We start from the raw sequence: 19,215 nt of genomic DNA, 5'->3' as shown, positions 1-19,215 counted from the left end.
TCACTGCAAGACCTGCGACATCAAGGACCCGACGCAGAACATCGTCTGGGTCACGCCGGAAGGCGGCGGCGGGCCGAATTATCCGAATATGTAGGCGTTATTCGGTTCGCTTCGGTTCGGTTTGCCTGGTTTGAATCGGCGAGAAAAAGCCGCTTCGGTTTAACAACCCGAAGCGGCTTTTTTTGCGTCGGCACGGACGCCGCCGACGCAATAATCCACCCTGACGTTACTCGTCGCTGGCCGCGATCTTCGGCGTCGATACGACCACGTCGCCATTCTGCGCGCGATGACGCAGCGCATGGTCGATCAGCACAAGCGCGAGCATGGCCTCGGCGATCGGCGTGGCGCGAATGCCCACGCACGGATCGTGGCGGCCGAACGTTTCGACCGTGGCCGGCGCGCCCGACTTGTCGATCGAGCGGCGCGGCGTGCGAATGCTCGAAGTCGGCTTGATCGCGACCGAAACGGTAATGTCCTGCCCCGTCGAAATGCCGCCGAGCACGCCGCCCGCATGGTTGCCGTGAAAACCGTTGGGCGTGAGTTCGTCGCCGTGTACCGAGCCGCGCTGCGCCACGCTCGCGAAGCCCGCGCCGATCTCGACGCCCTTCACCGCGTTGATGCCCATCATCGCGTGCGCGATGTCGGCGTCGAGACGATCGAACAGCGGCTCGCCCCAACCCACCGGCACGCCGCTCGCCACCACGTTCACGCGCGCGCCGATCGAGTCGCCATCCTTGCGCAACGCGTCCATGTAGTCTTCCAGTTGCGGCACGATTTCGGCGTTGGGCACGAAAAACGGATTCTCATGCACGTGCTCCCAGCTCACGAACGGCACGTCGATCTCGCCGAGCGAACGCATGTAGCCGCGCACTTCCACGCCAAAGCGCTCGCGCAGCCACTTCTTCGCCACGGCGCCCGCCGCCACCGTGGGCGCGGTCAGTCGCGCCGACGAACGGCCGCCGCCGCGATAGTCGCGAATGCCGTACTTCTGCCAGTAGGTGTAATCGGCATGACCGGGCCGGAAGGTTTCGACGATGTTGCCGTAATCCTTGCTGCGCTGGTCCGTATTGCGGATCAGCAGCGCGATGGGCGTTCCGGTGGTTTTTCCTTCGAACACGCCCGAGAGAATTTCGACCTGATCCGCTTCCTGGCGCTGCGTGACATGGCGCGAAGTGCCGGGACGGCGGCGGTCGAGATCGAGCTGGATGTCGGCTTCGGTCAGCGCGAGGCCCGGCGGGCAGCCGTCGATGACACAGCCGATGGCCGGCCCGTGGGATTCGCCGAAAGTGGTGACGGTGAAAAGCGTACCGAGCGTGTTGCCGGACATGACGGTCGTCCAAAGTGAATCGGGGAATCCGTCATTATGCCAGCCCGGGCGCACCGGCGCCCGACCGCCCGGTCGGGCAACGCCTTGCCCGGCGCGCCTGAGCGCGCTTCGTCGACACCGCTGCGCACGTCAACGCAAACCTCAGCGCAAACCTCAACGCATACGTCTGACCCGCGCCGATGCGCAGCCCGGGCGGCGCCCACACAGCGCGCCCACACAACGCCCACACAACGCCCACACAGCGCCCGGAAAGCGCCGACACGGCGCCCGCACAGCGCAAAACAACGCGCCAAATCACGCGACAAACAACGCGCCAGCACTCAGCGGCGCGCCCCGCGCAATTCCGCCACGGTCTGCTGCAAGCGCTCGAGTGTCGCGTCGGCGGCGGCGATCGGCTCGCCCACCGCCAGCGTGAGGCGGCTCGTCAAGCCGCGTCGCACCGGCCGCACCGGCCGCTCCTGCCCCGAAGCCGCGTGCCGCGAGAACGCGCCGCCCCACAGCCCGCGCAGCGCCATCGGCACGACGGGCGCCGGCGCGCGCCTGAGAATCTCGGTCACGCCGTGGCGGAACGGATTCATGTCGCCCGTGCGCGTGAGCTTGCCCTCGGGGAAGATGCAGACGAGATCGCCCTCGCCCAGCGCCGACGCGCACGCGTCGTACGCGGCGGCGAGCGCTTTCGGGTCCTCGTGCGCGGGCGCGATCGGAATCGCCCTCGCGTGACGGAACACCCAGCCGAAGAACGGCGTGCGAAAAATGCGATGGTCCATCACGAAGCGGATCGGCCGCGGACTTTCGGCCATGATGACGATGGCGTCGACGAAACTCACGTGATTGCAGACCAGCACGGCCGCGCCTTGCGCGGGAATGCGCTCCGCATGCACGAGCCGCACGCGGTAGACGGTATGCACGAGCAGCCACGCGACAAAGCGCAGCAGGAACTCCGGCACGAGCGTGTAGATGTAGGCCGCGACGACGATATTGAGCAGCGCCGTCGCAAGAAAAAGCCCGGGAATGCCGACGCCCGCCGCCGTGAGCGCCATCGCCATCAACGACGACACGATCATGAACAGCGAGTTGAGGATATTGTTCGCGGCGATGATGCGCGCGCGATGGCTCGGCGCGCTGCGGCTCTGGATCAGCGCGTAGAGCGGCACGCTGTAAAAACCGCCGAACATCGCGAGCAGGAACAGATCGGCAAGCACGCGCCAGTGCGCGGCCGTCTGGAGGAATTCGCCCACCGAAAACGGATGCGGCGCGGGGGGCAGCGCATGGCTCGCGAAGAAAAGGTCGATACCGAACACGCTCATGCCGATCGAGCCGAGCGGCACGAGGCCAATCTCGACGCGCCGCCGCGATAGCCGCTCGCAAAGCATGGAGCCGAGCCCGATGCCGAGCGAGAACATCGCGAGCAGCACGGTCACGACGTCGGGGTCGGCGGACATTACGTCTCTCGCGAAATTGAAGAACGACGAGAGAAACGTCGCGCCGACGAACCACAGCCACGAAATGCCGAGCAGGCTTAGAAATACGGTGCGGTCGGCGCGCGCGAGACGCAGGTTGCGCCACGTTTCCGTGAACGGATTCCAGTTGATGCGCAAGTCCGGCTGCGACGGTTCGCACGGCGGCACGAACGCCGACGCCACGCGCCCGGCCAGCGCGATCGCGATGCACATGCCGCCGAGCCACCACGCGCCGGGCGGCGTGCCGCTCGCGTGCGCGTCGCCCGCTCCCGCCGTCGCACCGATGCCGGCGGCGACGCCGCCCGCGATCGTACCGAGCAGGATCGCCACGAAGGTGCCCATTTCCACCAGCCCGTTGCCGCCGACGAGTTCCGCCGGCGCGAGCCGTTGCGGCAAATACGCATACTTCACGGGGCCGAACACGGTGGAATGCACGCCCATGAGGAACGTGCAGGCATAAAGCAGCGGCGCGTCGTGCAGCCAGAAACCGGCCGCGCCGACCAGCATGACCGCGATCTCGAAGGTCTTGACCCAGCGCGTGAGCCTCGCCTTGTCGTACTTGTCGGCAATCTGGCCCGAGGTGGCCGAAAACAGCACGAACGGCAGAATGAAGATGGCCGCGATGAGGAACGCGACCGTCTTCGGATCGACGCCCGAAAAGCGCGCGGCCTGCCAGGTGACGAGCGAGGTGAAGCCGATCTTGAAGACGTTGTCGTTCATCGCCCCGAAGAATTGCGTCCAGAAAAACGGGGCGAAGCGGCGCTCTCGCAGCAGCGTGAACTGCGAAGCGTGCTCGCGGGCGGCGCGGCCGGCTTGCCGCGCCGCTTCGTCGGCATCGGAGTCGGCACCGGCATCGGCATTCGGCGCGGGCATCGGTCTATCGCTCATCGGTGAAGGGGAAATGACAAAAACGAAAAAAATCGCGCGGCCCAGACGCGAAAAAGCGCGCCTGACGCGCGCTTTTTTCTGCTGGCTCGTGAGCGTGGGTTACGGCGACTCGACTCGATTCGACTCGACTCGATTCGATCAACCGGTCAGGCCGCCGGCTGCCGCTGCTCCTCTTCGGGCCAGTCGCGAATATACGCCTTGAGCAGCTTGTTCTCGAAACCTTGTGCTTCCACCACGGCCTTGGCCACGTCGTAGAACGAGATCACGCCCATGAGCGAGCGGCTTTCCATCACGGGCAGATAGCGCACGTGATGCTCGAGCATCATGCGGCGCACTTCGTCCACCTCGGTTTCCGGCGTGCAGGTGATGGGATGGTCGTCCATGACCTTGCGAATGGTCGTGGTGCCGACATTGCCGCCGTTCGCGCGCAGCGTGACGATGACTTCGCGGAACGTGAGCATGCCGACGAGATCGCCGTATTCCATGACCACGAGCGAGCCGATGTCGCGCTCGGCCATGGTGTTGACGGCGTCGTGCAGCGTAGTGTCGGGCGTGACGGTATAGAGCGTGTTGCCCTTGACCTTGAGGATGTCGCTGACACGCATGATGTGTCTCCTGAAATTGCCGCGCATAGTGGGGAGATGCAGAAAAGATACCTACCTGTTTTCGATCCTAGCGGAAAGAGCTTCAAAAGGAAAGGCGCGAAAAGCCCACCGCACGGCCTTCGCGCGGGTTTCGAGCGGTCCTGGAATGGCCCTGAACTGGTTCTATTGCGGGGCGTTTCGCACACCACCGCCTGGCCGAACGGCCATGGCGATCCGTGCCCGCGGAAAATTCGCCGCACCTTTCGCTCCGGCTTCATCCGGCCCGAAAACGCCGCGCCCGCCGCCCCATGCCGCACCTCGCGGTGATACGATGCCCGAACCTTTCACCCGAGCGCCGGTTCGCGCCGGCCGCGCCGCCCGATGTCTTCGACGCCCGACACCCGCTTCGACACGCTCGCGCTGCACGCCGGCGCCGCGCCCGACCCTGCCACCGGCGCCCGCGCGACGCCCCTCTACCTCACCACCTCGTTCTCATTTCGCGACACCGACCACGCCGCCGCCCTCTTCAACATGGAGCGCGCGGGCCACGTCTATTCGCGCATCTCGAACCCGACCGTCGCCGTATTCGAAGAACGCGTGGCCGCGCTCGAAGGCGGCGCGGGCGCGATCGGCACGGCGAGCGGCCAGGCGGCGCTGCACCTCGCCATCGCCACGCTGATGGGCGCGGGCGCGCATATCGTCGCGTCGAGCGCGCTCTATGGCGGCTCGCACAACCTGCTCCACTACACGTTGCGCCGCTTCGGCATCGAAACGACCTTCGTGAAGCCCGGCGACCTGGACGCGTGGCGCGCGGCGCTGCGTCCCGACACGCGCCTGCTGTTCGGCGAGACGCTCGGCAATCCGGGCCTCGACGTGCTCGACATCGAAGCCGTCGGCGAGATCGCGCACGCGCACGGCGTGCCGTTGCTCGTCGATTCCACCTTTACCACGCCCTGGCTGCTGCGGCCGTTCGAGCATGGCGCCGATCTCGTCTATCACTCGGCCACGAAGTTTCTCGGCGGTCACGGCACCACTATCGGCGGCGTGCTGGTGGACGGCGGCACCTTCGATTTTGACGCCTCGGGCCGCTTTCCCGAGCTGACGGAGCCCTACGCGGGCTTTCACGACATGGTGTTCAGCGAGGAAAGCACGGTTGCGCCGTTCCTGCTGCGCGCGCGTCGCGAGGGCCTGCGCGACTTCGGCGCGTGCCTGCATCCGCAGGCAGCGTGGCAGTTGCTGCAAGGCATCGAGACGCTGCCGCTGCGCATGGAGCGGCACGTCGCGAACGCCCGGCGCATCGTGGCATTTCTCGTCGCGCACGAGGCCGTGGAGTCGGTCGCGTGGCCCGAGTTGCCCGAACATCCCGGCTACGCGCTCGCGCAGCGGCTGCTGCCGCGCGGCGCGGGCGCCGTGTTCAGCTTCAACCTGCGCGGCGGCCGCGCGGCGGGCAAGCGCTTTATCGAAGCGCTCACGCTCTTTTCGCACCTCGCGAACGTGGGCGACGCGCGTTCGCTCGTGATCCACCCCGCTTCGACCACGCACTTTCGCATGGACGCGGCCGCGCTCGCCGCCGCCGGCATCGCCGAAGGCACGATCCGGCTGTCGATCGGGCTCGAAGATCCCGCCGACCTCGTCGACGACCTCAAGCGCGCGCTCAAGGCCTCGCAGAAAGCATCGCAAGACAGCAGCGGCAAGGAGGCGTCATGATCGTCGATGTCGCCGGCCATCCGGTCTATGTCTATACCGCCGGGCGCCCCATCGACGCGGCGCGGCCGTTCGCGCTGTTCGTCCACGGCGCGCAGCACGACCATAGCGTGTGGGGACTGCAATCGCGCTATTTCGCGAATCACGGCTACAACGCGCTGGCCGTGGATCTGCCCGGCCACGCGCGCAGCGCCGGCCCGGCGCTCGCGAGCATCGGCGCGCTGGCCGACTGGCTCGCGGCCTTGCTCGATGCGCTCGGCGCACCGCGCGCGTTGGTCGCCGGGCACAGCATGGGTTCGCTCGTCGCGCTCGAATTCGCGGCGCGCTACCCGCAGCGCGCGCAAGCCGTCGCCCTCCTCGCCACCGCGTTCCCGATGACGGTTTCGCCCGCGCTGCTCGAAGCCGCGCGCGAGCGCGAGCCGGAGGCGATCGCCCTCGTCAACGCGTGGTCGCATTCGACGCTCGCGGCCAAGCCGTCGAGCCCCGGCCCCGGCTTCTGGCTGCGCGGCATGAACCGGCGGCTGATGGAGCGCGTGGCGGCGCGCGGCGAGCCGCAGCTTTTTCACGCCGATTTCGCGGCCTGCAACGCCTACGCGGACGGACTCGCGAGCGCCGCCAAAGTGCGCTGCCCCGTGCGCCTGATCGTGGGCAAACGCGACGCGATGACGCCGCCGCGCGCGGCGCGCGCCGTCGCCGAAGCGCTGGCCCAGGCGGGCGCGCGCGTCGACACGGTGACGCTCGAAGCGGGCCACGCGCTCATGACCGAGCAGCCCGACGCCACGCTCGACGCGCTCTACGCTTTCGCCACGCAACATGCGCCTCGCGCGGGCGGCGGCTAAGGCCAATGCACCTTGCATCGGCACTTCGTCCTATGACGTTTGGCCGGGTTGCACGGTCGTTCGGATCGCAAGAAAATGGTTTCGTCGCCGTGCAAAGCCGCGGGAACATGCTGCGGCAGCGGGCGAAACCTGCGTCCACGCAGAAAGGAGGAAGCGATGCATCCCGCCACACAGGACCATTTTTCGAGCTTCGCGCAGTTCTATCCGTTTTATCTGAGCGAGCACAGCAATCTCATGTCGCGGCGGCTGCACTTCATCGGCTCGCTCGGCGTGATCGGCTGTCTCGCCATGGCCATCGCCACGGGCGACTGGCTCTGGCTGCCCGCCGCCGTGGTGTGCGGCTACGGCTTCGCCTGGATCGGGCATTTCGCGTTCGAGAAGAATCGCCCGGCCACGTTCCGGCATCCCATTTATAGCTTGATGGGCGATTGGGTCATGTTCGCCGACATCTGCCGCGGAAAGATTTCGCTGTAGCGAAACTGCCCGAACATTCGGCCGCTTGAAATTCGGCCGTTCGAAATGCGGCCGTTTGCGGTTCGGTCGGGTGTCGGCCGTTCGGAATCGGCCTTTATGGCGCCGCTAACCTTGATGGCGCCGCTAATATCGCCATTTGGTATCGCCGCTAATATCGCGCTTTATATCGCTCTTTATGCCGCCACTCACGCCGCCGGATGCGGCAGCGCCCGCGGCGCGCCTTCCGCGATCGCCAGTTCGTGGCGTGCCGCGAGCAGCGAGGCAAGCGACACCCCGAGCTTGTCGTTGTTGAGCGCGTTCAGCAATGTAGGCGCGTCGATGGCGCTCGACTTGAGCTGATACGCCAATTCCTCGCGGTCGATCACGAAACGGTCGAACAGGCGCGCCACGGAGATGCGCGCCGGATTGCCGATCAGCAGGAAATGCGGCTTCGCGCCCGCGCTTTCCACGCGTGCGATGAGCTGATCTTCCTCCAGGCCGTCAACGAGGCGCGTGACCGTGGCAAGATCGCGCCGCAGCGTTTGCGCGAGTTGCTCGGCCGTGAGCCCGGGCTCGCCCGCTTCGCGCGTTTCGGCAAGGCCCGCGAGCAATTCGAGCGCGTCCAGCAGGTCGCTGCCGGGAAAACGCGGGCGGTCGAAGCGTCCCGTGCGAATCTCGGGCAACGCGGAAGTGACCATCGCGCCCGCCAGCGTGATGAACCAGCTCAGGTACATCCAGAGCAGAAACAGCGGCGCGGCCGCGAACGCGCCGTACACCGCCGTATAAGTGGGAATGCGCCGCACGTAGTAGCCGAAGCCGCGCTTGGCCAGCTCGAACGCGATGGCCGCGCCGATGCCGCCCACGAGCGCGTCGCGCCATTGCACGCGCGTGTTCGGCAGATAGATGTAGAGAATCGTGAACGCGATGGCCGTGAGCGGCAGCGTGGCGCCCATCAGCAGCCAGTCGATCACGCCCGAAACATGCTGCTCCGTGGCAATGGCGACCGAGCGCGTGAACACATAGGAGGAAATCGAAAGACTCACGCCGATCAGGATGGGCCCGAGCGTGAGAATCGCCCAGTACACCAGCACGCGCTGCGCTAACGGCCGCGCCTTGCGCACGCGCCAGATCACGTTGAACGCCGACTCGACGGTCATCATCGTCATGACCGAGGTGACGAAGAGCACGATCATGCCCATCGTCGTCAGCCCCTTGGCCTTGGAGGCGAACTGGTTCAGATACAGAAAAATCTGGCTGTTGATCTGCGCCGGCATGAGGTGATCGGCGAGAAAACCCTGCAACGAAGCCTGGAACGAAGCGAAGATGGGAAACGCCGTGAACAGCGCGAACGCAACCGTGGCAAGCGGCACGAGCGAAAGCAGCGTGGTGAACGTGAGGCTGCCCGCGACCTGCGGGATGCGGTCCTCGCGGCTGCGCCGGGCCGCGAAGCGCGCCAACCGCTTCACGATGTCCAGATCGATCCGAACCCTCGACATCAAATCCATTGCGTCACACCCATTGCGTCACGTCCGTTGCTTCGTATTCGCTGTTTGCGCTATTTGGCCGGGTCGCGGCTTCCCTGCGGCTTCCTCGCAGCTTCGTCGCATATGCCGTTCCGCCATGCGCCGCAGTGGCGGCCGACCCAGCCCCTATAATATCCCGTCCACCGACGAGGCCCGATGAAACCGATTCTTGTGCTCTATTACAGCCGGCACGGCGCCACCCGCGAGCTTGCGCGTGCGATCGCGCAAGGCGTCGACAGCGTCCCCGGCGCCGAAGCGCGCGTGCGCACGGTGCCCGCCGTCTCCACCGTCTGTGAAGCCAGCGAGCCCGACATTCCCGCCGACGGCCCGCCCTACGTCGAACTGCGCGACCTCGAAGAATGCGCGGGACTCGCGCTCGGCTCGCCCACGCGTTTCGGCAACATGGCCGCGCCGCTCAAATACTTTCTCGACGGCACCACGCCGCAGTGGCTTTCAGGCGCGCTCGCCGGCAAGCCCGCTTGCGTATTCACGTCGACGGGCAGCCTGCACGGCGGCCAGGAAAGCACGCTGCTTTCGATGATGCTGCCGCTGCTGCATCACGGCATGCTGCTCGTCGGCATTCCCTACACCGAAAGCGCGCTCAGCACGACCGAAACCGGCGGCACGCCCTACGGCGCCTCGCATCACGCGCGCGCGGACGCTCGCGGCCACGGTTTGTCCGCCGACGAAAAAAATCTCGCCGGCGCGCTCGGCGCCCGGCTCGCGCGCGCGGCGCTCGCGCTTGCGCAGGGCGAGCGCGCATGAACCCGCGCGCCGAACCGCCGGGCGGCGATCCGCCGGGCGGCGCCGTCGTGCCGCGGCGCGGCGCGGCGCTCGGCGCGTTCGTGATGCTCGCGGCGCTCACGCTGCTGTGCCTCGCGTGGGAATGGCGGCTCGCGCCGCTGCGTCCGGGCGGCAGCGCGCTCGTGCTCAAGGCGTTGCCGCTCGCTCTCGCGCTGCCGGGCGTGCTGCGCCGGCGCCTCTATACGCTGCAATGGGCGTCGATGCTCGTGCTGCTCTATTTCGCCGAAGGCATCGTGCGCGGCATGACCGATCCCGCGCCCGGCAACCGGCTCGGCTGGATCGAGGTCGCGCTGTCGCTCGGCTTCTTCGCGTGCGCGCTCGTCTATGTCGCGCCGTACAAGCGCGCCGCGCGGCGGGCGAAGCGCGAAACCGCGTCCACGGAATAAGCGCGGCAAGGTGTTAGGCGGCGCGCGTCCGTAAGTGGAAGGTCCGCGGCACATGATCGCCGCCCTGCCCGCGCGGCCTGCGCGACGCGTCCCGCCGTGTCAAACTAACCGTTCGAGCCTTTTCCGCCCGGCAGGCGCCCAGCCCGCGCCCCGTCAGCGCAAAACACGCCATCGGCAACCGATCAGAAAACGCATCCGCGTGCCCCGACAGACACCATGACCGACCCTCAAGCCTTTCTCGACGCGTGCGCCGCCGTCATCGGCACCCAACACGTGCTCACCGACGCCCACGACACCGCGCCCTTTCTCGCCGACTGGCGCCGCCGTTACCAGGGCGCGGCGCTCGCCGTGCTGAGCCCCGCGGACACGCAGCAGGTCGCGGCCGTCGTGAAGCTCGCCCATGAACATCGCGTCGCGCTGGTGCCGCAAGGCGGCAACACCGGTCTCGCGGGCGGCGCGACGCCCGACGAAAGCGGCGCGCAAGCCGTGCTGAGCCTGCGCCGCCTGAACCGCGTGCGCGAGATCGACGCGCACAACAACACGATCACCGTCGAAGCGGGCGTGATCCTCGCCGAAGTGCAGGCGCGCGCGCACGAAGCCGGACGCCTGTTCCCGCTCTCGCTCGCGGCCGAAGGCAGTTGCACGATCGGCGGCAATCTCTCGACCAACGCGGGCGGCACCGGCGTGCTGCGTTACGGCAACACGCGCGAGCTGTGCCTCGGCCTCGAAGTGGTCACGCCGAAAGGCGAAATCTGGGACGGCCTGCGCGGCTTGCGCAAGGACAATACGGGCTACGATTTGCGCGATCTCTTCATCGGCGCGGAAGGCACGCTCGGCGTCATCACGGCGGCCGTCATGAAGCTGCACCCGCAACCGGCGGCGCGCGTCACGGCGCTCGCCGCGCTCGGGTCGGCGCACGCGGCGCTCGACTTTCTCGCGCTCGCGCAACGCTACGCCGGGCCGCTGCTCACCGGCTTCGAGCTGATGTCAGACTTCTGCATGCAACTGGTCGGCCGCCACTTTCCGCAACTGCGCTATCCGTTCGCGGACCGCCACGCGCAAGTCGTGCTGCTCGAACTCTCCGACAACGAAAGCGAGGCGCATGCGCGCGCGCTGTTCGAACGGCTGATGGAAGACGCGCTCGGGCAGAACCTCGTGGAAGACGCTGTGGTGGCCGAAAGCCTCGCGCAGTCGCAGGCGTTCTGGAACATTCGCGAGCACATTCCGCTCGCCCAGGCGCAGGAAGGGCTGAACATCAAGCACGATATCGGCGTGCCGATCTCGCGCATCGGCCATTTCATCGAGGAGACCGACGCCGAAATCGCGCGCGCGGTGCCGGGCGCGCGCATGGTCACGTTCGGCCATCTCGGCGACGGCAATTTGCATTACAACGTGCAGGCGCCCGAGGGCGGCGATCCGAAACGCTTTCTCGCCGAAAACGAAAAGACGCTCAACCGCATCGTCTACGACAGCGTGAACCGGCATCGCGGCACGATCAGCGCGGAGCACGGCCTCGGGCAACTGAAAATCGACGAGAACGCGCACTACAAGAGCGAAGTCGAACTTGCGCTGATGCGCGCGATCAAGACGGCGCTCGATCCGCTCGATCTGATGAATCCGGGAAAAGTGGTGCGCTGAACGCGCCGGCCCAGTCAACGAGGAGCGTCATCGTGACGAAGATTCGCGTGCTGTCCGACCTGCATCTGGAACAAGACGAGCCCGACACGATCCCGCATGCCGCGGCCGATCTCGTCGTGCTCGCGGGCGACATCCACAACCACGGACTCGGCCTGCGCTGGGCTGCGCAAACCTTCGACCCGCAAGTGCCCGTGATCTACGTGCCCGGCAATCACGAGTATTACGACGGCGAACTGGGCGCGCTCGAAGCGGCCATGCGCGACGCGGCCGCCGCGCTCGATAACGTCCACTACCTGAACGACGACATGTACGTCGATCCGGCGGGACGCTTTCGCGTGCTCGGCACGACGTTATGGGCGGATTTCGCGTTGTTCGGCGCGAGCGACGCGGCCCGCGAGGCGGCCATTGCGGCGGCGCGGCCGGTGATGCTCGATTTTCGCGGCGTGATTCAGGTGTCGTGGCCCGCGAGCCCGGCAAGCGGCGCGCGCGATTTCACGCCCGCCGACTCCATCGCGCTGCACGAGCGCTCGCGCGCGTGGCTCCAGACGGAGTTGGCCAAGCCCTTCGCGGGCGAGACGATCGTGGTCACGCATCATGCGCCGCATCGGCAAAGTCTCGCCGCGCGTTACGCCAACGATCCGGTTTCGGCGGGGTTCGTCACCGATCTGGACGCGCTCGTGCGCGCGCCCGTCGCGCTCTGGGTACACGGCCACACGCATACGGGCTTCGACTACGCGGTGAACGGCACGCGCGTGGTGTGCAATCCGCGCGGCTATCGAGACCGCCGCACGGGCGCGCCGGAGAATCCGGCGTTCGCGTGGGACAAGGTGGTCGAAATCTGAAGCGTTTAGCGCGGCTTTCGTGGAGATTTAACGCAAACGCGCGTCGTCGCGGCGTGCGCGCAACGTGGCGGGCTGAAGCTGCGCGCGGCGCATGCGCAGCAGATCGCGCGACGCCGCAATGCCGATCAGGCCCATCATCACGGCGATGCCGATCATCAGATGCGTATCCATGGTGTTTCCGGTAGCGAAAGAAGAAGCGTTGAGAAGTTCCGCTACCTTATCAAGCCGCCGCGCCGCCGGGCGTAAGCAAGTGTTGCCATCTGCGCAAGCTGTAACAGGCTGTCACAGCCGCGCCACGGCCGGCCCGCGTTTTTTGCGCGCGGCGCTCAGGTGCGCGCGAATTTGCGCAGTTCCGTCTGATCCTTCGCGAGCGTCGAAGGCAGATGCTCGCGCAGCAATTCCACCCACGTGCGGATTTTCGCGTCGAGATATTGGCGCGACGGATACAGCGCGTAGACGTTCATTTCCTGCGAACGGTACTCCGGCAAGATCCATTCGAGTTCGCCGCTGCGCAAGCCGCTGATCGCCGAGTAGATCGGCAGCAGGCCCACGCCCATGCCTTCGCGCACCGCTACCGCGCACGCTTCCGCCACGTTCACCTGGAAGGTGGCCGGGCCGAGGTTGATCGCCGTTTCGCCGTCGGGGCCGGTGAATTGCCACTGCGCGCTCGGAAACACCGGCGTCACGAGTTGCAGGCAGGTGTGATTCGCGAGATCGGCGGGCGTTTGCGGCACGCCGTGCCGTTCGAGATATGCCGGCGACGCGCAGGCAATGCTGAACGCACTCGCAATGCGCTGCGAAACGAAGCCCGAATCGGGCAGATCGGTCGCGAGCACGAGCGCGACGTCGTAACCCTCGTCGAGCAGATCCGGCATGCGCTGCGCGAGCGTGAGTTCCACATGCACGTCGGGATACAGCTTCTGATACTGCCCCACGGCCGGCACGACGTAGTGCTGGCCGAAGCTCGTCATCGCGTGGATCTTGAGCTTGCCCGAGGGGCGCGCGTGGGCGTCGCCGGCCTCGGCTTCCGCCTGATCGACATAGGCGAGGATCTGCTCGCAACGTTGCAGATAACGCTCCCCCGCCTCCGTGAGCGCGATGCGCCGCGTCGTGCGATTGAGCAGCCGCGTGCGCAGATGCGCCTCCAGATCGGAGACCGCGCGCGAAGCATAGGCCGTGGTGGTGTTCAGATGCTGCGCCGCGCCCGTGAAACTGCCGGCCTCCACCACCCGGACGAATACCCGCATGTTTTGAAGCGTATCCATACCAATCCTCTCTCAGACGGGACGCATTGTTGCATATTTCGCAAGATCAATTATCTCACGTTTCGTAAAAATGCCTTGCATCCTTACCGGTTATTCATCAATCGCGCAAAAAATATAATGCCTCACGTCAATCTAAGCTACGAAAAGGAGTAAATCGTGCAGTCTCCGGTACCGAAAGGAGTCGCCGCGCTCTCGGTTCTTACGTTCTCGTTGATAATCGCGGGCTGCGCCAGTACCGGAAACATCGCTCCCGAAGCCACGCGCACGGACGCCGCGCAACTCGACCCCGGCTCGGCCATTCGCGCCGCCGATGCGCAAGCCCAATGGCCCGCCGGCGACTGGTGGCGCGGTTACGGCGATGCGCAACTGAACGCGTGGATCGAAGCCGCCGTGGCCGGCAATCCGTCGCTGGCCGCCGCGCAGGCGCGGGTTCGCGAGGCGCGCGCGATGGCGGGCGCCGCCCAGGCCGGCTTGCTCCCGCAAATCAACGGCAATCTGTCGATCCAGCGCCAGCATTGGGCCGACAACGTCTACTACGGGCCGGGCCCGCTCGCGGGCGCGAATACGTGGAACAACACGGGCACGCTCGGCCTTTCGTATCACCTCGACCTCTGGGGCAGCGACCGGAACACGGCCGAGCGCGCGCTCGACGTCGCGCATGCCACGGCCGCCGACGCGCGCGCCGCGCAGCTCGAACTCGAAGTGAACGTCACGCGCGCCTACATCGACCTGTCGATGAACTACGCGCTGCTCGACATCGCGAAACAGACGCTCGGCCAGCAGCAGAAAATTCTCGCGCTCGCGCAAAAGCGCCTCGCGCACGGTATCGGCACGCAGCTCGAAGTGAGCCAGGCGCAAACGCCGCTGCCCGAATACGATCGCCAGATCGACGTGCTCGAAGAGTCCATCGCGCTCGGCAAGAACCAGCTCGCGGCGCTCGCCGGCAAGGGTCCGGGCGCGGGCGAATCGATCCGGCGCCCGGCGCTTTCGCTCGCCGCGCCCGCGGGCCTGCCTTCGGCGCTGCCCGCCGAGCTGATCGGGCATCGCCCCGACATCGTCGCGGCGCGCTGGACCGTGGCGGCGCAGGCGCGCGGCATCGACGTCGCCAAAGCCGACTTCTATCCGAACGTGAATCTGCTGGCGTCGATGGGCGGTTACGCGGCGGCCGGCCCGCTGTTCCAGTTCCTCAAGTCGCTGAGCGGCAGCTATGCGGCCGGTCCCGCGCTCTCGCTGCCGATCTTCGACGGCGGGCGTCTGCGCGCGCAGCTCGGCGCGCGGTCGGCGCAATACGACATTGCCGTCGAGCAGTACGACCAGACCATCGTGACCGCGCTCAAGGACATCGCCGATCAGGTGGTGCGCATGCGCTCGCTCGCCACGCAGGAGGACGACGCGCATCGCTCGGTCGAAGCCGCGCAGCGCAATTACGACCTCGCGCAGCGCGGCTTTCAGCGCGGTCTCACCGATTACGTGAACGTGTTGATCGCGCAAACGCAGCTACTGCAAGCGCAGCAAGGCGTCGCGCATGTTCAGGCCGAGCGGCTCGCCGCGCATGCCACGCTCGTTGCGGCGCTGGGCGGCGGCGCGCTCGACGACGCCGCCGATCCTTCCTCGCGCGGCCCGACCGATGCCGAGCAACTGCCCGCGCACGGCAAGAAAACGCGCGCCGTGCCGCTCATGCCCGCTGCCGTGCTTGCGCCGCATGCGGCTTCCGCAAACCAGGCGGGAAGCGGGACGGCAACCGGCGCGGGAAGTCGTGCGGATAACGGCGGCGCGAACCGCACGGCGAGCGGTGCGGAAAATAGCCGGACAAGCGACGCGACCGATGACGCGACCGATGGCCCAGCCAATGGCGTAGGAGTCGGCGGGAACAACGGCGCTGCAAATGACGCGCAAAGCGACATGGATAACGGCGGCACGAACCGCACGGCGAGCGGCGCGGAAAACACCGCAGCGAACGACGCGGCAAACAGCGTGGCGAACAACGCGGCAAACAGCGTGGCGAACAGCGCGGCAAACGACATGCCAAACAGCGCGCCCCAACATGCCGCGCAAGCCGCAGCGCGCGGCGCGGTGAACTGAGGCAAGCGATGCAGGCATCCTCCTCCCCTCTCAAGCCGCACGGCGCGCAGGGCCTCTACGACGCGCTCGCCGACTGGGCGCGCACCGATGGCCTCGTGTGGATCTATCTCTTCAAGGCGATCGCGGCGGCGCTGCTCGCGCTCGGCATCGCCATGAAACTGGACCTGCCGCAACCGCGCACGGCGATGACCACCGTGTTTATCGTGATGCAGCCGCAAAGCGGCCCTGTGTTCGCGAAAAGCTTCTACCGTTTGTGCGGCACGCTCGTCGGCCTCGTCGTGATGCTCGCGCTGATCGGCCTGTTCGCGCAGCAGCCCGAACTCTTCATCGTGTCGACGGCGCTGTGGGTCGGCATCTGCACGGCGGGCGCGGCGCGCAACCGCAACTTCCGCTCGTACGGCTTTGTGCTCGCGGGCTACACGGCGGCGCTGATCGGCATTCCGGCCTCGCAGCACCCCGACGGCGCGTTTCTTTCCGCGACCACGCGCGTGTGCGAAATCTCCATCGGCGTGCTCGCCTCGGGTTTCGTGAGCGCCGTGGTGTTTCCGCAGTACACGGCCGCGCTGCTGCGCTCCACCGTGCGCCAGCGCTTTGCTTCGTTCGTCGATTACGTGGCGGCGGCGCTCGCGGGGCGCATCGACCGCTCGCAGATAGAAGCGACCAACGCGCGCTTCGTCGCCGACGTCGTCGGACTCGAAGCGAGCCGCAGCACGGCCGTGTTCGAGTCGCACGACGCGCGCATGCGCTCGGGCCGTCTCGCGCGCCTGAACACCGAGTTCATGACGGCATCGACGCGCTTTCACGCGCTGCATCAGTTGATGAACCGCTTGCGCGCCGACGATTCGACGGCGACCGTCGCGGCGCTGGAGCCGTATTTCCGCGAGATCGCGCCGTTGTTCGCGAAAGCGGGCGAACCCGTGCTCACGGCCGCCGACGCCGCGCACGTCTCCAGGCAGCTCGACGATTACCGCGCGACGCTGCCCGCACGCGTGCGCGAAACGCGCGCGGCGCTCGAAGCACGTGAAGCACGTGAAGCACACGAAACACACGAAGCGCAAGACAGCGCGCGTCTGCTCGACTTCGACACGGCAACGGAATTGTTCTACCGCTTCGTACACGAGATGACCGAATACGCGGCGACCTACGCGTCGCTCGCCGTCGACACGCACGCGCGCGAAAAATGGCTCGAACGCTACGTGCCGAAAACGAACCTCATCGCGGCCGGCGTTTCGGGCGTGCGCGCGGCGGTCGTGATGATGCTGCTCGGCGCGTTCTGGATCGCCACGGCCTGGCCGAGCGGCACGAACCTCGTGCTCAACGCGGCCGCGACCTGCGCGCTCGCCTCCGCCTCGCCGCAGCCCGCGCGCATGGCGAGCCAGATGGCCGCGGGCACCGTGCTCGCTTCGGTGGTCGGCATGCTGCTGACGTTCGGCGTGTTTCCGCACATCGACGGCTTTCCGATGCTGTGCGTCGCGCTCGCGCCCGCGCTTGCCTTCGGCGTATTCGTTTCGACGCGCGCGAAGTACATGGGCGTCGGCATGGGCTACTGCATTTTCCTGTGCTTTCTCGCGGGCCCCGACAATCTCATGCAGTACAACCCGACGAGCTATATCAACGACGCGCTCGCGCTCGTGGCGTCGATGTTCGTCTCGGCCGCCGCATTCGCCGTGTTGCTGCCGCCGTCGACGCCATGGCTGCGCCGCCGCCTGATCGCCGACCTGCGCGCGGGCGCCGTGCAGGCGTGCCGCGCTCGCTTCGGGGTCGAGGGCAAGGGGCTGCGCAACCGTTTCGAAAGCGGCGCGCGCGACCTCGCGTTCCAGCTCGACGCGCTCGCCGGCAAGGACGACGCGCAACGCCGCGACTCGCTGCGCTGGCTCTTTGCGACGCTCGAAGTGGGCAGCGCGGCGCTCGATCTGCGCCATGAACTGGCCGCGCTGCCCGCGCAGCCGAAGTACGCGGCGGGCACGCCGTGGCGCGCCGCCATCGACGCGACGCTCAAGGCCGTCGGCGCCCTGTTCGACCGGCCGAACGCCGCGCGCTACGGCCGCGCGCTCGCCGCCACCGACGCCGCCATCGAAGCGAGCCAGCGCGTGCTGCAAGGCATGTATTCCGCCGATCCAACCGATGCAACCGCCGATATGCCCGCTATACCCGCCATGCCCGCCGTGCCCAGTCACGCCGGCACGGCGGCGCGCGAAGCACGCCACCGTTTGCAGCGCATCCAGAGCCATCTGCATTTTGTCCGCACGGCGCTCATCGACCCGCAATCGCCGCTCGCCGGCTACGCGCGCGATGGGCGGCCGGCCGCCGCCCAGCAAGGAGCCCGCCATGCCCCGTGACGTTGCGTTTCTCGACGCCTATATCCCGGCGATCGTGCTGCTGTTCATGCTCGGCGCGGCGCTCACCTGGGTGCTCGATTCGCTGCTCGCCAGAACCGGCCTTTACCGCGTGGTCTGGCACCCGTCCCTCTTTCGCGTGAGTCTGCTCGTGGTCGTGTGCTGCGCGCTCGCTCTCGCCGTTTATCGCTGAACACGCTGACATCATGACTATCCGCAACCTCATTGGCTTTATCGCGACGGCCATCATCTTCGTCGTCGCCATTCTGATCGGGCGCGTGCTGTGGGTGCATTACATGGACGAGCCGTGGACGCGCGACGGCCGCGTGCGCGCCGACGTCGTGAACATCGCGCCCGACGTCTCGGGCGCCGTGGTCGACCTGCCGGTACGCGACAACCAGCTCGTGCGCAAGGGCGACCTGCTCATGCAGATCGACCCGTCGCACTACCAGATCGCCGTGGAGCAGGCGCAGGCCGCCGTGGCCGCGCGCAAGGCCGAACTCACGATGCGCCTCGACGACGCCAAACGCCGCGCCGACATGGACAGCGAAGTCGTCTCGCAGGAAAGCCGCGAAAACGCCTCGCACACGGCGAACTCGGCGCAGGCGCAGTACCAGCAGGCGCTGGCCGCGCTCGACGCCGCGAAGCTCAATCTCGAACGCACGCGCGTGATCTCGCCCGTGGACGGCTACGTGACCAATCTGCAAGTGTTCAAGGGCGACTACGCGACGGCCGGGCAGCCCAAGCTGGCCGTGGTGGACAGCCATTCCTTCTGGGTCTACGGCTATTTCGAGGAAACCAGGCTGCCGCACGTGAAGATCGGCAACAAGGCCGACATCAAGCTGATGAGCGGCGGCACGCTGGAGGGCCATGTGGAAAGCATTTCGCGCGGCATTTACGACCGCGACAATCCGCAAAGCAAGGAACTGCTCGCCGACGTGAACCCGACCTTCAACTGGGTGCGGCTCGCGCAGCGCGTGCCGGTGCGCATTCACATCGACAGGATTCCCGACGACATGATTCTCTCGGCGGGCACGACCTGCACGGTGGTGGTGAAGCCGGGCACGTGACGGCCGCGCCTGGG

General features: G+C 67.1%; 18 protein-coding genes. 12 read left to right on the top strand and 6 right to left on the bottom strand.

Annotated features, from left to right (window positions below):
• A partial coding sequence (locus tag U5805_RS26250; RefSeq protein WP_133246935.1) for a 4Fe-4S dicluster domain-containing protein occupies positions 1 to 94 on the top strand: 94 nt, incomplete at its 5' end.
• A gap of 132 nt (positions 95 to 226) precedes the next feature.
• Here the strand turns inward: U5805_RS26250 and aroC are convergent.
• From aroC to U5805_RS26235, 3 genes are all read right to left on the bottom strand, one after another.
• Complete coding sequence (gene aroC, locus U5805_RS26245) at positions 227 to 1,327, bottom strand: chorismate synthase (RefSeq protein ID WP_322106432.1); 1,101 nt, start codon at positions 1,325 to 1,327, stop codon at positions 227 to 229.
• A gap of 320 nt (positions 1,328 to 1,647) precedes the next feature.
• Complete coding sequence (locus U5805_RS26240) at positions 1,648 to 3,675, bottom strand: MFS transporter (RefSeq protein WP_415914669.1); 2,028 nt, start codon at positions 3,673 to 3,675, stop codon at positions 1,648 to 1,650.
• Positions 3,676 to 3,821: 146 nt separating this feature from the next.
• Positions 3,822 to 4,280 (bottom strand): CBS domain-containing protein, encoded by a 459-nt coding sequence (locus U5805_RS26235; RefSeq protein ID WP_322106430.1) that lies wholly within the window; start codon positions 4,278 to 4,280, stop codon positions 3,822 to 3,824.
• 360 nt (positions 4,281 to 4,640) lie between these two features.
• On the opposite strand from U5805_RS26235, the gene U5805_RS26230 reads away from it, so the two are divergent.
• The 3 genes from U5805_RS26230 to U5805_RS26220 all read left to right on the top strand — a co-directional run bounded on the left by U5805_RS26230 (position 4,641) and on the right by U5805_RS26220 (position 7,276).
• Positions 4,641 to 5,966, top strand: coding sequence for an O-acetylhomoserine aminocarboxypropyltransferase (locus U5805_RS26230; RefSeq protein WP_322106429.1), 1,326 nt, complete (start codon positions 4,641 to 4,643; stop codon positions 5,964 to 5,966).
• On the top strand, positions 5,963 to 6,802 hold the full coding sequence (locus U5805_RS26225) for an alpha/beta hydrolase (RefSeq protein WP_322106428.1): 840 nt from the start codon (positions 5,963 to 5,965) through the stop codon (positions 6,800 to 6,802). The genes U5805_RS26230 and U5805_RS26225 overlap by 4 nt, the downstream gene beginning before the upstream one ends.
• 156 nt (positions 6,803 to 6,958) lie before the next feature.
• On the top strand, positions 6,959 to 7,276 hold the full coding sequence (locus U5805_RS26220; protein ID WP_322106427.1) for an Mpo1-like protein: 318 nt from the start codon (positions 6,959 to 6,961) through the stop codon (positions 7,274 to 7,276).
• Positions 7,277 to 7,461: 185 nt separating this feature from the next.
• Here U5805_RS26220 and U5805_RS26215 read toward each other — a convergent pair whose 3' ends face one another.
• Entirely contained in the window at positions 7,462 to 8,751 is a 1,290-nt protein-coding gene (locus tag U5805_RS26215) for a YihY family inner membrane protein (protein ID WP_322106426.1), read from the bottom strand.
• A gap of 183 nt (positions 8,752 to 8,934) precedes the next feature.
• On the opposite strand from U5805_RS26215, the gene wrbA reads away from it, so the two are divergent.
• The 4 genes from wrbA (at position 8,935) to U5805_RS26195 (ending at position 12,448) form a co-directional block, all read left to right on the top strand.
• Positions 8,935 to 9,543, top strand: a complete 609-nt coding sequence (gene wrbA / locus U5805_RS26210; protein ID WP_322106425.1) for an NAD(P)H:quinone oxidoreductase — start codon at positions 8,935 to 8,937, stop codon at positions 9,541 to 9,543.
• A complete protein-coding gene (locus tag U5805_RS26205; protein WP_415914668.1) occupies positions 9,540 to 9,968 on the top strand; it encodes a DUF2069 domain-containing protein in 429 nt (142 codons plus the stop codon). Before wrbA ends, U5805_RS26205 begins: the two co-directional genes overlap by 4 nt.
• A 216-nt stretch (positions 9,969 to 10,184) precedes the next feature.
• On the top strand, positions 10,185 to 11,606 hold the full coding sequence (locus U5805_RS26200) for an FAD-binding oxidoreductase (RefSeq protein WP_322106424.1): 1,422 nt from the start codon (positions 10,185 to 10,187) through the stop codon (positions 11,604 to 11,606).
• A 32-nt stretch (positions 11,607 to 11,638) separates the two neighbouring features.
• Positions 11,639 to 12,448: a metallophosphoesterase gene (locus U5805_RS26195; RefSeq protein ID WP_322106423.1), complete on the top strand. Its 810-nt coding sequence runs from the start codon at positions 11,639 to 11,641 to the stop codon at positions 12,446 to 12,448.
• Positions 12,449 to 12,475: 27 nt separating this feature from the next.
• Here U5805_RS26195 and U5805_RS26190 read toward each other — a convergent pair whose 3' ends face one another.
• Complete coding sequence (locus U5805_RS26190; protein WP_322106422.1) at positions 12,476 to 12,619, bottom strand: hypothetical protein; 144 nt, start codon at positions 12,617 to 12,619, stop codon at positions 12,476 to 12,478.
• 155 nt (positions 12,620 to 12,774) lie between these two features.
• Positions 12,775 to 13,713, bottom strand: a complete 939-nt coding sequence (locus U5805_RS26185; RefSeq protein ID WP_322106421.1) for a LysR family transcriptional regulator — start codon at positions 13,711 to 13,713, stop codon at positions 12,775 to 12,777.
• A 156-nt stretch (positions 13,714 to 13,869) separates the two neighbouring features.
• Between U5805_RS26185 and U5805_RS26180 the strand changes: the two genes are divergently transcribed.
• From U5805_RS26180 to U5805_RS26165, 4 genes are read left to right on the top strand one after another with little or no spacing between them, the layout of a single operon-like run.
• Positions 13,870 to 15,795 (top strand): efflux transporter outer membrane subunit, encoded by a 1,926-nt coding sequence (locus tag U5805_RS26180; RefSeq protein ID WP_322106420.1) that lies wholly within the window; start codon positions 13,870 to 13,872, stop codon positions 15,793 to 15,795.
• A gap of 8 nt (positions 15,796 to 15,803) precedes the next feature.
• Complete coding sequence (locus tag U5805_RS26175; protein WP_322106419.1) at positions 15,804 to 18,134, top strand: FUSC family protein; 2,331 nt, start codon at positions 15,804 to 15,806, stop codon at positions 18,132 to 18,134.
• Positions 18,124 to 18,324 (top strand): DUF1656 domain-containing protein, encoded by a 201-nt coding sequence (locus U5805_RS26170; RefSeq protein ID WP_322106418.1) that lies wholly within the window; start codon positions 18,124 to 18,126, stop codon positions 18,322 to 18,324. Before U5805_RS26175 ends, U5805_RS26170 begins: the two co-directional genes overlap by 11 nt.
• Before the next feature lie 13 nt (positions 18,325 to 18,337).
• Positions 18,338 to 19,201: an HlyD family secretion protein gene (locus U5805_RS26165; protein ID WP_322106417.1), complete on the top strand. Its 864-nt coding sequence runs from the start codon at positions 18,338 to 18,340 to the stop codon at positions 19,199 to 19,201.
• The last annotated feature ends 14 nt before the right edge of the window (positions 19,202 to 19,215 follow it).

Origin of the sequence: Paraburkholderia sp. J41, from assembly GCF_905220235.1 — a bacterium.
Lineage (GTDB): Bacteria > Pseudomonadota > Gammaproteobacteria > Burkholderiales > Burkholderiaceae > Paraburkholderia.
The sequence above is the reverse complement of the archived record's forward strand: the minus strand, read 5'-3'. Positions and strand labels throughout refer to the sequence as shown.

Excerpts from the sequence above, each read along its gene's own strand:
- aroC (WP_322106432.1), bottom strand. The coding sequence starts at position 1,327 with ATGTCCGGCAACACGCTCGGTACGCTTTTCACCGTCACCACTTTCGGC.
- U5805_RS26240 (WP_415914669.1), bottom strand. The coding sequence starts at position 3,675 with ATGAGCGATAGACCGATGCCCGCGCCGAATGCCGATGCCGGTGCCGAC.
- U5805_RS26235 (WP_322106430.1), bottom strand. The coding sequence starts at position 4,280 with ATGCGTGTCAGCGACATCCTCAAGGTCAAGGGCAACACGCTCTATACC.
- U5805_RS26230 (WP_322106429.1), top strand. The coding sequence starts at position 4,641 with ATGTCTTCGACGCCCGACACCCGCTTCGACACGCTCGCGCTGCACGCC.
- U5805_RS26225 (WP_322106428.1), top strand. The coding sequence starts at position 5,963 with ATGATCGTCGATGTCGCCGGCCATCCGGTCTATGTCTATACCGCCGGG.
- U5805_RS26220 (WP_322106427.1), top strand. The coding sequence starts at position 6,959 with ATGCATCCCGCCACACAGGACCATTTTTCGAGCTTCGCGCAGTTCTAT.
- U5805_RS26215 (WP_322106426.1), bottom strand. The coding sequence starts at position 8,751 with ATGTCGAGGGTTCGGATCGATCTGGACATCGTGAAGCGGTTGGCGCGC.
- wrbA (WP_322106425.1), top strand. The coding sequence starts at position 8,935 with ATGAAACCGATTCTTGTGCTCTATTACAGCCGGCACGGCGCCACCCGC.
- U5805_RS26205 (WP_415914668.1), top strand. The coding sequence starts at position 9,540 with ATGAACCCGCGCGCCGAACCGCCGGGCGGCGATCCGCCGGGCGGCGCC.
- U5805_RS26200 (WP_322106424.1), top strand. The coding sequence starts at position 10,185 with ATGACCGACCCTCAAGCCTTTCTCGACGCGTGCGCCGCCGTCATCGGC.
- U5805_RS26190 (WP_322106422.1), bottom strand. The coding sequence starts at position 12,619 with ATGGATACGCATCTGATGATCGGCATCGCCGTGATGATGGGCCTGATC.
- U5805_RS26185 (WP_322106421.1), bottom strand. The coding sequence starts at position 13,713 with ATGGATACGCTTCAAAACATGCGGGTATTCGTCCGGGTGGTGGAGGCC.
- U5805_RS26175 (WP_322106419.1), top strand. The coding sequence starts at position 15,804 with ATGCAGGCATCCTCCTCCCCTCTCAAGCCGCACGGCGCGCAGGGCCTC.
- U5805_RS26170 (WP_322106418.1), top strand. The coding sequence starts at position 18,124 with ATGCCCCGTGACGTTGCGTTTCTCGACGCCTATATCCCGGCGATCGTG.
- U5805_RS26165 (WP_322106417.1), top strand. The coding sequence starts at position 18,338 with ATGACTATCCGCAACCTCATTGGCTTTATCGCGACGGCCATCATCTTC.